Raw genomic sequence first — 14510 nt, forward strand, 5'->3', positions numbered from 1 at the left:
GGCTGGCGCGCCAGCCAGGAGAAGCGGACGCACTGCTCATATCGATCGCGGCACAGCGAGAATGCAGGGTGGGTGAGCGCCCAGCTAGCGGCGAGGCGAAGGCCGGCGCTGGACGCCTCAGCGACATAGAGCATGCGGCGGGTCAGGTCCGTGAGCGGCCGCGAGGTCTCGGCCTCGGTAATGCTTTCGTGATAAAGTGAGAAGGCGCGGACGCTCAGCGCATGAAAGGCGTCGAACGCAGGGTTGGCTTTATAGTCGCCGAGATGCTCGAATGCGCGCATGACTGACCTTTAACATGATTGCGCCGCGACGGACGCGCGCGATCCGCCGCTCAGCTCAAACGCAACACGACTACGTCCCCAACGTCAGCTTTCAGTAGAAGCTGACATTGAGAGTTCTGGACAGGATCGGCAGCAAAGTCCCAAAAGCGGGTCGGCCCGATGCCTGCTTCGACACCGATGAGTAGAAGGGAATGACGCCCTTAGACGCGATGGCCACGTCTTCATACCTATACGGACAGACCGGCATATTCGGACACGAAGGTAACAATTTTATTGGCAGGTGTCCGAATTGGCTGGCTCGTCCGTATAGGGTGATAGACCTCGACGCGATCCGTCAGGCGGCTTGCGCCCAGAGCGTGCATTGCGCGTCGTCATACTGGACGCCCGGCCGCGTGACCTGTCGGTTCAGCCAGGCGCGGGCGCGTTCGATGCCCTCGCTCAGGTCTTCGGCGGGCTTGTTGTCGATATGCACGATCTCCCGTGGTGCGAGCCGGAAATGCCCGCGCACATGCGCCTGCGGAAAGATCAGCGCGCGGTTGCCCGACTTCGACAGCCACAGGCGGCAGCCGCTCTGGATATGGCAGCGGCCATCGCGCGGCAGGAACATCGTGATCCCGGTCAGCGCCGGGTTCGGCCCCGTGCGATATTCGAGGTGCAACACGTCGGCGTCGGTCTCGACCGCGTGCCGGCCCATCTTGATCTGGTCCTCGATTTCCAGCGGATCACCACCGGTGATGGCGACGCCGGGCTTGAGCTTGCGGTTGCCGAGCAGCAGCTTCACGACGGCGCGGGTGACGGCGGCTTCGAAATTCGGGGTGTTCATCTCGATATCTCCTTGTTTCATCCCCCATTTCCGGGGGCACATTCTCGTGTTCGCTGATCTCAACCCTGCTCCGTCCGCCGGCAGGCGCGGACGATCTCGGCGGCGGCGCGCTCGAGCCCGGTCACCCGCTCCCACCCGCTGTTCCAGGGAGCGGGCATCGACACCTCCAACCCGTGCCGGGTGATCCCGACGAAGAGGTCCGGACGCGCCGGCACGAGGTGCAGGCCGCCATCGGCATCGCGGAAGAAGCTGAGATCCGGCACCAAGATCGGTCCGGTGACCGAGTGCAGCGCGACATCGGCCCGCACCGGCTCGAGGATTTCGGGGTGGAATCCATGCCGCACCAGCACGACGTCACGCTTGCGGGTCGCGGCACAGCGCATCACTGCGTCGTCATAGAGACGCTCGGCGACCGGGGTTGCCACGACGATCAGGTTGTTCTCGAGCGACTCCACGCCCCCCGGCAGGCCGGTGTTGCCCGCGTAGGGGTACGGCTCGTCGGGAGCGAGTGCGGTCAGAACATAGTTGAGGAGTGCGACCGAGGTCGTCGGCAGCGTGTCATGGAGAGTCGAATGCATGGGGGTACCTGCGCAACGGCGTGATCCCCGGACCGGCTGGTCCGGATCAGGCCCCTTCGATTTTCATTTCTCGTCAGGGCTTCGCTCGGCTCCGGCCGATCTTCCCTTCCTCACGCGGCAGCGATCGCGGCCATCGCGAACGATGGCGTTGCCGATGACGGCATAGCCCCAGCTATCGAGTGTCCGCGCGCTGTCCGCGATGGTACCCGCGCGGTGGATTGCGGCGGCTGGGCAATAGACTTCGGCCATGGTGGGCACCCAGCCGGCGATGCTGCCGGCGGGCTGACGTTGCCACCTTTGCCCGGCGATCAGGGCGGTCAGCAGCAGGATGGCGCTCACGCGGAACACCAACGGAAGGCGTCGCTTCATTTTCTTTCCTCCAGCAGATTGACGATGCTGGAGAGGGTAAACATCTCGAAATACGCTAGATTGTTCAGACGGAAGCCGCCCAGCTTGCCGCATGTTGCAGCAGTCCGAGCGGCGTTCCTGCACGGCGGGACTTGGTTCGTTAACAGGTTCCGCTTACACCAGTGCCGTTCGCCAGCAGGCGGACCGAGGCGTGGAAACCTCGCTATTAGTAGCCGTGTACCCGGCCCGAACCAGTTTCGGCCGGGAGGCGCTCGCGGATGTCCAGGGCTCCTTCGGGGGCCTAAAGGCGTGCGCGCTCGTCTAATAGCGAGTTTCCAACTTCCGGCTTTCGGGTCGGCATCGCCTCGTCATCAGGGGCGATGCCGTCGGCTGGGTAAGCCAAGCATCGCCCGACACGGGGGTGCGTATGGTTGCGGGACTTGGCCGCCAATGGCGGAAAGCTTTTCAAACATCATCGGTGATCTCGGCAGCCATGCTGCTTGCGGCCTGTGGCGGCGGAGGTGGTGGAGGCGTTAACTCGTCCGGATCGACCCCGACGCCTGCCCCCACGCCGACGCCCAGCCCGACACCGACGCCGTCTCCCACGCCAACCCCGCCGCCCAGTGCTGCGGATAGCCCCGAGTACAAGGCGTCCGGTGCGGTCGTCGGTGCGAAAACGGCCTATGCCTATGACAAGGGCATCACCGGCAAGGGCGTGACCATCGCGGTCATCGATACCGGCATCGCCACCAGCAGTGCCGAGTTCGCCGGCCGCATCTCGCCCGACAGCAAGGCGTTCGAGAACAAGATCGCACGTTGCGCGACCTGTGCACCGGAGACGGTGACCTTCCCGCTCGACGATGTGCAAGGCCATGGCACCGAAGTCGCCTCGGTTGCGCTGGCAGCCAGGAATGGGAACGGCATGCACGGCGTCGCCTATGACGCGACGCTGCTCGCCCTCAAGATCGCCGCACCGAATCTCGAGAACGTCACCGACACTTCCGTCATTAAGGAGGCCGATGGCGCCAATCCGATGGCTATCGCCCCGGCCATCACCTATGCGGTGGAGAAAGGCGCGTTTGTCATCTCGCTGAGCCTGAACGGCGAGGCAGCCGGTCAGGTGGCGACCGACCAACGCACCGCCATGGACGGCGTCGTCAAAGCCGACCGGCTGCTCGTCCAGTCCGTCTCCAACTTCGTCGACGACAAGAGCGCCGCACCCGGCACCATCACCCGCAATCTCCTCGGCAACAATCTGGAAAACACGGACAACTTCCTGTTCGGCATCCGCGTCGACAGTGCGCTGCGACCGCCGAGTGGCAATGGCCTGCCCGGCGATCTTGCCGACCGCACGCTGGCGGTGGTCGCGACGGACGTCAGCGTCGTCGGCAAGGACGGGCAGTTGACCACCGTCACCGGCAACAGCTTCGCCGCACCGGCCATCGCCGGGGCCGCGGCGCTCCTAAAGCAGTACTGGCCGCAGCTCGGCGGCAAGGCGATCTCGCGCATCCTGCTCGATACCGCCACCGACCTCGGCGACAAGGGCGCCGACCAGATCTTCGGCGCCGGTTTGCTCAACGTCGCGGCCGCGATGAAGGCGCAGGCCCCCGCCAGCGCCTTTGCTGCGGCCGATATGGTGCTGGCGCGCTATTCCTCGCTCAGCCTGTCGGGCCCATTCGGCAGCGGCGGGCAGTTGTCCGACGCCGTCACCCGGATGACGGTGTTTGACCGCTATGGCCGCGACTTCGCCATGACCGGCACCAACGGACCACGCAGACGGGGTTCGGGGTTGCTGGCAGGCGCGATGCTGGGGACGATCGATCCGCCGTGGCTGGCCACCACGGCCAGCGACGTAAAACTGGGGTTCGCCTCGGCGGCCTCGGGACCATGGGCCGCAGCGCGTTCGAACCGCCCGGCCACCTTCGCCTTCTCGCCTGCCGCAGGCCAGACCGTCAGCTTCAGCGCCAATGTTGGGATCGGGCAAGGCGCAGGCATTGCGAGTTCCGCCCTGCGCGGTGTCGTCGCTGCGCCGATCGGCATGTCATCGTCATGGAGCGGAGACGGCTGGTCGGCAGGCTTTGCTTCCGGCGCGTCGCGCGACGGCCGCTCTGCTTTGCGCAGTGTCAGTTTCGCCACGCCGCTGGGGCTTGGTGTTGAGTTGTCGGATCTGACCGAGCGTGGCCAGGTGCTGGGCCTGCGCGGCTCTGCAGGGTATGCCCTATCCGGCAGCCGGACGACGCTGGCCACCCTGACCGCCAGCCGCAGCGTTGCAGGGGTGCTGCTGTCGACGCGGGCCACGGCCGCCAACACTCGGGTCGATGGCGGATCGGACCTGCTGCGCTTCACCGGACCGATGACGGGGACGGCCTTCGCGCTCGACGCCGCGCATCGGCTCGGCAGCGGTACCGTCACGCTCGGGCTGTCCTCACCGCTCCGGCTGGAACGTGCCCGTGCGGTGGTCGTGGCGCCGAACGCCTACGATCTGATGACCGGCGCGCTTGCCACTCGCCTGACCAGCGTCGACCTGACACCGACCGCACGCGAGATGGACGTCGAGTTCGGGTGGTCGGCCGCGCTGTCGCCCACCTCCTCTCTGCGGCTCGGCGTCGCCCATGCCTTCGACGCCGGGCACGTCGCCGGCGCGCAGGACACCGCCAGCTTTGTAGCGCTGGTGCTGCGATGAGGCTTGCCGTCCGAGCCCGCTCGCCACCGGCAAGCCCAGCCCGCCCATGAAAACATTCCCCCCTCACGGACCTGCCACGCCGGGACGCATCTCGGCGAACGAACTCGCACGTCCAGAATACAAGGCCATGACATGATGACAAAAATCACCGCCACCGCCGCGCTGGTGCTGCTCACCGCCTGTGGATCGGCCTCGGTTGCCGAGCAGGAGGCCGCCGCGCAGACCAGGACGGTCGCCGCGCCGCTGACGATCGCCGGTATCCGTATCGGCATGACCGCGCCCGAGGTGCAGGCGACGCTTGCTCGTACCGGTTGGAAGATCGAGACGTCGGCGGGCGAGGATTGGGCCGCGACCGTCGACCATGAGGCCAAGCGGCAGCGCGACGTCTTCCCAATCGAGGAGCCGAAACAGGGTGTGGCGGTGCTGAACGCCGCGAAAGGCGACGAGAGCCTGATCGTCGAATTCCAGCCGATGCCGACGGGTGACGCGGTCAAAGTCGTCAAATACGTCGCGCCTGCGGCCGGACGGACGCCCGAGCAGATCGCCGCCGAGATGGTCAAGCGCTATGGCACGCCGGGTTTCTCGCAAATCGTCGGATCCACATACGAGGCGAGCTGGTGCACGGGCGGCGACCGGTGCCGTCAAATCTGGGGCAATCCGCACGAGGGGCTTGCGGCCAAACTCGACGTCTACGGCAAGCTGAACGTCTCCCTCTCGCAAGGCGTGGTAGCGGAGCGGGCATGGCAGAATGCGGTCAGCCGTGCGGTCGGTGGAGGTGCGGCCCCGAAATCGTCGTTCTGATGCAATAAGCCGATCTGGCTGAAGACGGGGCGGCATCGCCGCCCCGTTAAGAGGATCAGGCGGCGACCATCTGCTCCCATCCGGCACGGAAAGCGCCCCATTCCTCCGCCCACATTCGGTGCGTCGTGTCGGCGAGATCGGAGTGCTCCGCGGCCCAGCCGCTCGGCGTGTGCTGCCGTGCCAGCATGCAGATATGGACATGCGGCAGCGCGCGGCTCAGTTCGTCGCCGGGGGCATGGGCCACGACCACGCTGGTCAGGGACCGCCCGCAGGCGAGATGGATCGCGGCATAGCTCGTCGCCATGTCGAACAGATCGTGGATTGGCGTGCTGATATCGCCGCGCACCGTCAGCACACCGGCGAGCAGACGCTGGTGCGGGCGGACCGCCCGGTCGTATTCGTCGAGCAGCGGCGCCAATGCCATATCGCTGACACCCCGGGCGAGCACGAGCCGATCCTGGCGGGCGGTCACCGGGATGCCGCAGGCGGTCGTGCGCGCGGCGCTGGTCGGCTCGACCGGTGCCATCTTGGCGCGGATCAGTGCGGTCGCGCTATTCGCCTTCTGCTTGGCGCGGGGACGCAGCAGGGCATAGCCCAACTCCTCGCACCCCGGCTCGCGCACGTCGAACAGCGTGTCCATCACGGCGCTCGGGCTCAGCCAGCCGGGCACCACGTTCGTCTTGGTCTTCATATCAATTCCGGTCCGGCGGCGCGGGGCTGCTCGCGTCGCCTTCAGGTCCATTTCACCATCATGGTGCAGCCGCCAGGCTATCCCCCTCCTTCCTTCTGGCCGATCGCATCGATTGGGGCGGCCCGAAATCCGTCATTATCTTTCTGAGCCGCGACCCATCGGACGCTGTGGCGGCGCTATATCGTCCGGCCCCTTGCTCCGGATATGGGGCGGAGGGCCCTTCGGCCTGTCTCGCGGGGCGGGCCTGGGCGGCACCTGCCGCTCGCGTTCCTTCTCTCGATGTGGATCGACCCTGGTCACAACGGGCGGATCAGGCGGCCGTCGATCAACGGGCTGGGAAGCGGGGGGAACAGTTTCGGGCGGCCATTTCCTTTCCGGCACGGGCGGCCTGCCGGGAGGCTGAGCGGCGGGCATGTCGGCAGCGACGGATTGTGGCCGCGCACGGTCCTCCGGCGGAAAGATCGTTCTGACAACCTCCCCCGCTTCCGCCTTCGCGGCCTCTTGCTCGCGACGGCCCGCCTCGGCGCGTTGCAGCGCTGCCTGCTTGTCGCGCTGCCGCTTGGCATCGGCTGCGGCCTGATCGGCCCGCCGCTCCCGTTCGCTGACCAGCCAGTTCTGGAACTCCTCCTCGCCAGCGAGCAGCTGCATCAGCCGGTCGATCGATTTCGGCACATCGGATGCGAGGCGCACCGCGTCGCCTTCAAAGATCAGCCGCCCCTCATCTCGTCCATGCCGCGTCAGCCATTGGCGAAGGCGTCCACGCACCTGCTCCTGATAATCCGGATGGTGTATCGTCGCGGCGGGCGCCGTCCGTGTGGAAACATAGGTGATCGCAGGAGTGCGTTGGCCCTTTGTCGCAATTGCCGCGGCCACCTCATCCCATGCAGCACCAGCCTGTGCCCCGATCCGGGCGAGCCGCTGCCGTTCGGCCAGACGCTCCTCGTCGGAGGGTGAATGCTGCGCCACCCATTCGAGATGCGCATGCGCCGCCTCCAACAGCGCACGGTCGCCAGCGCGCGGCTTGGTCCGGCGGCCGGGCTCCGGCTCCAGCGTTGCGATCACCGCTTCCGCCCTTGATCGCGATGCCGCCACCACGACATCGGTGACGTCCATGTCATGGCGGCGCTGGATCAGTCGGCGGGACAATCGCTCATATCGCCGGGCAACGGCAACCGCGTCGGGCTGGTCACCTATCGACGGCAGGATCAGCGTCATGTCCCTTGCCAGCACGTCCGTCGCAGCAGCCGCCTTCCTATCGCAGGCAGCAAGCTCATCGCTCACGATCCGCCGCGCGTTGCGGGTGCCGACCTCCGTCGCGACCCCACGCCGCTCGTGGCCGGTCGCGCGATTGCCCATATGCTCGAGCGGGGTCAGGGCAATGCCATTTTCCTCATAGGTGCCGTGGAGGTAGCGCTCCTGGCCCATCACCGCGTTGACGATGTCGATGAAGCGCCCGCGCATGAGCTCGGCGGTATCGACCTTGGCGCGTTTTCCATTGGCGTCGGGCTCCGCGCGGTAGCTGACCTTGTTCTGGCGGTAGGGCCGGGTGTTCTTGCCATTCTTGCGCTCGACCACCTCGAAATCCCACTTGCCCTCCTCGTCCAGCCACTTCGCCGGGCGGTCATAGGCGTCGATATGGATGTGGAAGTTGCGCTTGTCGCCGTGCTGATCGGGCTGGTGGATCACCCCCACCGCCATCCAGCCATCCGCCGCCAGCATGGCGACGATGTCACGGAGGATTTGGCCATGCTGCTCGGGCTTGGCGTCGGCGGGCAGTTCCTGCACGAAGCGATGGTGGCTGCGCCCCGTCCGCCCCTGCTGCCATCGCGGCGCGGGGAAGCTGGGATGCTTATCGAACCAGGTCAGCCGGTCGAACGCCTGCTCGGGCGTGACATCTGCGACGACGACCTGCCGGTCCTTGAAGGGGCGTCCCTTGGCCGACGCCTCGGCTTCGGCTTCCCGGCGCGCCGCCTTCAGTCTGCGGCTCATGTCGCGCAGCCAGTCCGGACTTGTCGCGAATCCCGCCACCCGATCATATCGTCCGACCTCGGCGGTCGAGGCGGTGAGCTGGTGGACCCTGGGCTGGCTTTCGCTCTGCTCGGCCGCCACGAACAACGACCGCTGACGCTCAGGGCTGCCGGGGACGTTGGATACGATGGCCCGGGCGTTCATACCGCCCCGGATCACCTGCTCATCGATCATGTCGATGACGAGGTCCTCCGCCAGATCCGCCACCGCCTGATCGCGCCGGATATAGTCGAGATGGCTGATGATCGTGACCTTGGCGCCGTCGCGAAGATAGTCGAAATGCGCGCCCTCTTTAGCCTTGGCCGTGAAGCGATGGTGTGCCTTTCCGTCCGAGTTCGTCGGTACGTAGGTCTTGCCCATCGGCTTCATGTCGAAGTGCGCCACCCGGCCGCCGCCAGTCTGGCGGCCACCCCGCCGGATCGGACTGGGTCGGTGGAAGTCGATGCCGACCGCTGCGGCGAGCGCATCCGCCTTGCGACGGGCTGGCGAATGTCCTGGCTCCAGCTCGGGCTGGTGATTGCGTCCACGACGGTACGACGCCCCCACCAGATCCCGGTCGGCCTGCGCCTGACGCGCCAGGAGCGCGCGCGCATGATGCGCGAAGACGGGCTGTTCGTCAGGCAGGCCAGGACCGGTCATGCCTCATAGTGTCCGGCATCGGCGCGGCGCCGACAAGTACCCCCTCCCGCCTTCCGGAAGCCGCGTGCGGCTGGAGGACACCGCGCTCGGTCGCTCCTGAACGCGCGCGCGCCAGCAAATTGGCGGCCCGGCCGCCGATTTGCGTTGTTGCGCCTGAATTTCCTCATCTCCGGTCACAATAGGCCGACGCTTTTTCGATCCGATCGCCTCTCATTACAGCCGAACTCCAAGACCGATCCCGAACACTAGCGGGTCCAGGGAGACGTTCACCCGCTGGCGACCCAGTGTCGCATTGTAGAGCCGGGCGGTGGTGTCGATATCGATATATTTGATGTCGAGGTTCAGGAAGACCCGGCGGGTGATGTCCACGTCGACGCCCGCCTGCGCCGCCCAGCCTACACTGTCATTGAGGTGTACCCTGGTCGGCCCCACCGCCCTTTGCAGCCCGTCCGACGCCGCTTCGTTCCAGAAGATCGTATAGTTTACACCCGCACCGACATAGGGGCGGACATGCTGCGTCGGCATGAAATGATATTGGGCGGTCAGGGTCGGTGGCAGGACCCAGGTGGAGGCGAGCTTGCCGATGCTGCCGGTCGTGCCCCGCACCCCGCCGACCGAATGTTTCGTGGTCGAGGCGATCAGTTCGATGCCGATATGGTCGGTAGCCATATAGGTCGCATCGACCTCCGGCATCACGCTGTCGTTGACCTTCACCGGCTCGCCGGGGAAGGCGGGCAGGATACTGCCCGACCGCTCGTTCGGCGCGACCAGGATGGCGCGGGCGCGGAGCAATACGTCTCCAGCGCGTATCCCGACCCGAGGATCGTTCCCTGCGGTATCCTGCGCCCATGCCGACGTACCGATACCCGTCGCAGCGAGCGCGAGCAGGACGGTGGCGGTTCTGATAATGGTCATCCCTTGTCTCCTGTTAGCGTACAGAAGGTCCGGATAGGAGCGCCCCTGCCCCGTCGCCTTGACTACCGACAAGCGCCGGTTTGACGGCGGTCAAAGGCAGGATCGCACGCTCGGGGCACGGCATGGCCATGTGGCCCTATCATCCCGATCTGCTCGCCCGGCCCGTGCCGCGCTACACCAGCTATCCCACCGCCGCCGAATTCGGCGATCATGTGGGTCATGCCGACATGGCTGCAGCACTCGGTACGGTCGGTACGGACGAAATCCTGTCGCTCTATCTGCACATCCCCTATTGCCGGGCGATTTGCTGGTATTGCGGGTGCAATACCGGGGCGGCGAACCGGACCGCGCGGCTGGATGCCTATCTCACGCGGTTGCATCGCGAGATCGATCTGGTGGCCGCCCGGCTGGAGGGTCGCGGACGGATCGGGCGGATCGCCTTTGGTGGCGGGAGCCCCAATGCGATCCCGCCCGCCGCCTTTGCCGCGCTGGTCGCCCATCTGCGCGCCGCCTTTGCCAGCGATAGTGCAATCCTTTCGCTGGAGATCGATCCGCGCGGCTTCGACGTGGACTGGGCGAGCGTCATCGCGGACACCGGTGTCGCACGGGTCAGCCTGGGGGTGCAGACCTTCGACCCGGCCCTTCAGGCGGCGATCGGTCGGGTCCAGCCCGGCGAGGACATTATCCGCGCCGTCACGCTGCTGCGCGCCGTCGGGGTCGGATCGATCAACTTCGACCTGATGTACGGCCTGCCCGGTCAGGACGAGGCAACACTGGCCGCGACGCTCGACGAGGCCATCGCACTGGCCCCGGAACGGCTGGCGGTGTTCGGCTATGCGCATGTGCCGCACCTCATCCCGCGCCAGCGCCGCATCGACGCCCGGGCTCTCCCCGACCCGGCGGCACGCTTCGTCCAGGCGGCGCTGGCGCATGACCGGCTGACGCAGGCAGGCTACCGGGCGGTCGGCTTCGATCACTTCGCACAAGCACATGATCCGCTGGCGCGGGCAGCGGCGAACGGAACGTTGCACCGCAATTTCCAGGGCTTCACCGACGACCCCGCCGACATCGTGATTGGACTGGGGGCCAGCGCGATCAGCGCATTTCCCGACCGGCTGCTTCAGAACGCCAAGAGTGCGGGCGCATGGCATCAGGCGATCGGTGCGGGTCGGTTTGCAACCACACGCGGCATCCATCGCAGTCCGCTGGACCAGCGCCGAGGCCAGGCCATCGCGGCTTTGCTGTGCCACGGCGTCGCCAATCTCGACGGCCTGCCCGAACGGGGCGCCATTCGCGGACGCCTCCACCGCTTCGAGCAGGTGGGTTTGGTCGCCTGGGACGGCGCGCGCCTGCGGCTGGCGGCCGACGCCCTGCCCTATGCCCGCAGCATCGCGGCCGCCTTCGACGCCTGGCGCAACGAGGAAGATATGCGGTTCAGCCATGCCGTCTGACCTGCCGCTGCGATGTGCCGCCTGTGCCGCGCGGGATATGGCCTTATGCGACGGCCTGGACGAGACGGCCCTCGCCGCGCTCCATCAGATCGGGCGCCGCCGTCGGTTGCGCGCCGGGCAGGCTTTCGGCTGGTTCGGCGATCGGGCAAGCAGTTGCGCCAATCTCATTTCGGGCGTCCTGAAAGTGTCTCGCGTGGAGGCGGACGGCGGCATCCAGATCGTCGGCCTGCTCTATCCCGGCGATTTCGTCGGCACGCTCTTCGCCGATCGCTCCGCCGACACCATCGCGGCGCTGAGCGAGGCCGATCTGTGCGTTTATCCGCGCCGGGCGCTGGAGGAGATGCTGGTCCGCCACCCGGCCGCCGGGCGATTACTGCTGCGCCGGACGCTGGCGACGCTGGGCGAGGTGCGGCGCTGGATGCCGATGCTGGCGCGCGCGCGGGCCGACGCACGGGTCGCCGCGCTGCTGCTCGACATGGCGCGGCGGTGCGCGGCGGACGGTGAAGACATGTTCCGCCTGCCCCTGTCGCGTGGCGCGATGGCGGAGGCACTGGGCTTGGTGGTCGAGACCGTCAGCCGTCACATGACCGCATTCCAGCAGGACGGTCTGATCGCGCTATCCGGCCTGCGCGGCGTGCGCCTGATCGACAGGACACGCCTGGCCATCATCGCGGGCTAGGTCAGGCGGCGGATCGGCGGGACGCTTCATCCACCGCCCATTGCCGCTCGCACAGCACGGTGAGCACGGGGCGATGGCTGACCAGGATCATTCCCTGCCCCGTCCGCCGGAGGCGCGCATCCAGGCGGCCGGCGACCTCGGCCGCGACATCGGCGTCCAGTCCCTCGCCCGGTTCATCGAGCAACAACCAGGGCGCATCGCCCAGATAGGCGCGGGCCAGCGACAGCCGCCGCCGCTCGCCACCCGACAGCCGCGCTCCATCATCGCCCAGCCATGTGTCGAGCCCGTCGGGCAAGGCCCGCACGACCGCCTCCAACGCTGCATCGCCCAGCGCCTGCCACAGCCGATCCTCGCTCGCGTGAGGCTCGGCGATCCGCAGATTGTCGCGAACCGTGCTCGCCATCAGCGCGGCATCCTGCGGCGCCCAGGCAAAGATCGCGCGCAGGGTCGCGGGCGCGAGATCAGCGGCATCCCGACCATCGATCCCGATCCGGCCCGGCTGTAGGGGACGCAGCCCCAGCAAGCCTTCGACCAATGTCGTCTTGCCGCAGCCCGATGGTCCGGTCAGCGCGATCCGGCTGCCCGGCATGAACCGCTCGCCATCGATGACGAGGATCGACGGGCCGCGCGATCCGATGGCGGAGGGCGCGTCCTCCACCGCATCGAACACCGCGTCGAGCCGTGCCTCCGCCTCGCGAAGCCGTCCGCTCTCGGTCAACGCCCGCAGGATCGGGGCGATGCCATCGACGGTCATCGCCGCCGCCAGCGCCGCGAGCGCGGCGATCGGTGCGCCGGCGCCGGATGAAAACGTCAGGGCCAAGGCCGCCGCCACGGCCACGCCGCTCGCGTGCAACGCCTCGAACCACGCGGCGACCGCCGCCTGCCTGACCTGCGCTTCGGACAGGCGATCGCCCGCCGCCGCGACACGCGCCGTCGCCCAATCCTCCAGCGCGAAGCAACGCAACTCCGCCGCCGCGCTGCCGAGCATCGCCACTTCCTCGCGCAAGGCACCGGTCGCCTGTTGCACCGCGCGGCCGGGCTGCTCCAACCGACCCGCCCCATAACGCGCCAGAGCCCATATTCCCCCGGCACAGGCCAGTGCCGCCCCCATCGTCAGCCATCCGCCGAGCAGCGTCAACACCGCCCCCGATGCCAACGCCGCCACGGCACCCCACGGCCCCGACAGACGGACGAGGCGCCATTCCACCGCATCGACATCGCCGATCAGCCGCGCCGTCGCCTCGCCCCGCCCAAGCGCCAGCGCGACCGAGGGCGGCGCGGCGGTGATCGCGCGATAGAGCGCGGGGCGCAGCCGGGCGAGTGCCCCGAATGCCGCGCCATGGCTCGCCAACCGCTCGCCATAACGCGCGCCGGTCCGCACGATCGCCAGCAAGCGGATCGCGGCGGAGGGCAGCATGTAATTGAACGCCTGCGCCGCGACGATCCCTGCCCCGCCCGCCAAGGCTGCGGCGGCCAGGAACCAGCCCGACAGCGACAGCAGCAGCACCGAGGCAGCAGCGACCAGCGCGGCGCACGCTCCCGCCTGTCGCAAACGGCGGCGCTCCTTGCGACGTTCGGCGGCGATCAGCGTGCGCAAGGTCATGCGGCAGGTCCCAGATGAATGACCCGCGTCGCGATGGCGGCAAGCGCAGGGCTGTGGGTGGCGATCAGCGTCGTACGCCCCCGCGCCGCGCGGGCGATGGTCGCGATCAGCCTGGTTTCGGCACCGGCGTCGAGATGCGCGGTCGGCTCGTCGAGCAGCAGGAACGGGGCGGGGTTGAGAAGCGCGCGGGCCAGCGCGATCCGCCGTCGCTCGCCCCCCGACAACCCGCTCCCCCGCGCATCCAGCGGCGCGTCCAGCCCGCCGCGTCGGGATGCGAGCATCCGGCCCAGCCCCGCCGACGCGACCACGCGCCGGACCGCCAGGTCATCCGCATGGGTGTAGGCCAGCAACAGGTTCTCGCGGATCGTGCCCGCGACCAGCAGGGGATGCTGCCCCACCCAGCTCGCCTGCCCCGCCAGCGAAGTGAGCGGTACACCGCCCGCCTCGACCGTTCCCGCCGACAGCGGCGCGAGACCCAGCAGCAGATGCAGCACGCTGGTCTTGCCGCTGCCCGACGGACCCAGCAGCGCCACCGTCTCGCCCGCCTCGACACAGAAGGACAGGCCCGAGACGGCGGGCGTGTAGCAGCCGGGATAATGGATCGTCACATCGCGCAAGCTCAGGGGGGCCGCCGCCACGACGGGAACCGCCCGCACCGGCTCGACCAGCGGCATCAGCGTATCGGCGGCCGTATCGGCGCACTGTTTGTCATGATAGGCTGCGGCAAGGCGGCGCATCGGCGCGTAGAATTCGGGCGCCAGGGCCAGCACGAAGAAGGCCCGCGCCAGGGTCAGCGTCTCGGGGGCCGCAAAGGGCAACAGGCCGAGCAGTGAAAAGCCGCAATAGACCGCGACCAAGGCGACCGACAGCGCCGCGAAGAACTCCAGCGCGGCGGAGGACAGGAAGGCGATCCGCAGGACACGCATCGTCCGCTCCGCCAGTTCCTCAGCCGCCGCGCCGAGATGCGCGAGACCGAGGCGATCGGCGCGG

General features: G+C 67.9%; 14 protein-coding genes. 4 read left to right on the forward strand and 10 right to left on the reverse strand.

What is annotated here, in order from left to right; translation table 11 throughout:
* The 5 genes from NS355_RS08840 to NS355_RS08855 form a co-directional block, all read right to left on the reverse strand.
* A partial coding sequence (locus NS355_RS08840) for a hypothetical protein (RefSeq protein ID WP_153008145.1) occupies positions 1-281 on the reverse strand: 281 nt, incomplete at its 3' end.
* 91 nt (positions 282-372) lie between these two features.
* On the reverse strand, positions 373-498 hold the full coding sequence (locus NS355_RS19410) for a hypothetical protein (protein WP_275934719.1): 126 nt from the start codon (positions 496-498) through the stop codon (positions 373-375).
* Positions 499-615: 117 nt separating this feature from the next.
* Positions 616-1104 (reverse strand): hypothetical protein, encoded by a 489-nt coding sequence (locus tag NS355_RS08845; protein ID WP_153008146.1) that lies wholly within the window; start codon positions 1102-1104, stop codon positions 616-618.
* Between the two features lie 59 nt (positions 1105-1163).
* Positions 1164-1682 (reverse strand): hypothetical protein, encoded by a 519-nt coding sequence (locus NS355_RS08850; protein WP_058745378.1) that lies wholly within the window; start codon positions 1680-1682, stop codon positions 1164-1166.
* A 63-nt stretch (positions 1683-1745) separates the two neighbouring features.
* Positions 1746-2051 (reverse strand): hypothetical protein, encoded by a 306-nt coding sequence (locus NS355_RS08855; RefSeq protein WP_058745379.1) that lies wholly within the window; start codon positions 2049-2051, stop codon positions 1746-1748.
* A gap of 457 nt (positions 2052-2508) precedes the next feature.
* On the opposite strand from NS355_RS08855, the gene NS355_RS08865 reads away from it, so the two are divergent.
* Positions 2509-4713 (forward strand): S8 family serine peptidase, encoded by a 2205-nt coding sequence (locus NS355_RS08865; protein ID WP_244489614.1) that lies wholly within the window; start codon positions 2509-2511, stop codon positions 4711-4713.
* A gap of 132 nt (positions 4714-4845) precedes the next feature.
* Positions 4846-5514 (forward strand): hypothetical protein, encoded by a 669-nt coding sequence (locus tag NS355_RS08870; protein WP_058745381.1) that lies wholly within the window; start codon positions 4846-4848, stop codon positions 5512-5514.
* Between the two features lie 55 nt (positions 5515-5569).
* On the opposite strand, the gene NS355_RS08875 is transcribed toward NS355_RS08870, so the two are convergent.
* The 3 genes from NS355_RS08875 to NS355_RS08885 all read right to left on the reverse strand — a co-directional run bounded on the left by NS355_RS08875 (position 5570) and on the right by NS355_RS08885 (position 9787).
* Positions 5570-6205 (reverse strand): hypothetical protein, encoded by a 636-nt coding sequence (locus NS355_RS08875; RefSeq protein ID WP_153008147.1) that lies wholly within the window; start codon positions 6203-6205, stop codon positions 5570-5572.
* Between the two features lie 135 nt (positions 6206-6340).
* On the reverse strand, positions 6341-8872 hold the full coding sequence (locus NS355_RS08880; RefSeq protein WP_058745383.1) for a MobA/MobL family protein: 2532 nt from the start codon (positions 8870-8872) through the stop codon (positions 6341-6343).
* 213 nt (positions 8873-9085) lie between these two features.
* On the reverse strand, positions 9086-9787 hold the full coding sequence (locus tag NS355_RS08885) for an OmpW/AlkL family protein (RefSeq protein WP_081609127.1): 702 nt from the start codon (positions 9785-9787) through the stop codon (positions 9086-9088).
* Between the two features lie 128 nt (positions 9788-9915).
* Here NS355_RS08885 and hemN point away from each other — a divergent pair, with 128 nt between their 5' ends.
* On the forward strand, positions 9916-11238 hold the full coding sequence (gene hemN / locus NS355_RS08890) for an oxygen-independent coproporphyrinogen III oxidase (RefSeq protein WP_024310519.1): 1323 nt from the start codon (positions 9916-9918) through the stop codon (positions 11236-11238).
* The gene (locus NS355_RS08895) at positions 11228-11917 is read left to right on the forward strand and encodes a Crp/Fnr family transcriptional regulator (protein WP_020486467.1); all 690 of its coding nucleotides are present in this window, start codon (positions 11228-11230) and stop codon (positions 11915-11917) included. Before hemN ends, NS355_RS08895 begins: the two co-directional genes overlap by 11 nt.
* A 1-nt stretch (position 11918) precedes the next feature.
* Here NS355_RS08895 and NS355_RS08900 read toward each other — a convergent pair whose 3' ends face one another.
* On the reverse strand, positions 11919-13520 hold the full coding sequence (locus NS355_RS08900) for an amino acid ABC transporter ATP-binding/permease protein (protein WP_058745384.1): 1602 nt from the start codon (positions 13518-13520) through the stop codon (positions 11919-11921).
* On the reverse strand, positions 13517-14510 hold a 994-nt coding region (locus tag NS355_RS08905), incomplete at its 5' end, for an ATP-binding cassette domain-containing protein (protein ID WP_153008148.1). The genes NS355_RS08900 and NS355_RS08905, both read right to left, overlap by 4 nt.

The organism is Sphingomonas yabuuchiae, assembly GCF_001477495.1.
GTDB lineage: Bacteria > Pseudomonadota > Alphaproteobacteria > Sphingomonadales > Sphingomonadaceae > Sphingomonas > Sphingomonas yabuuchiae_A.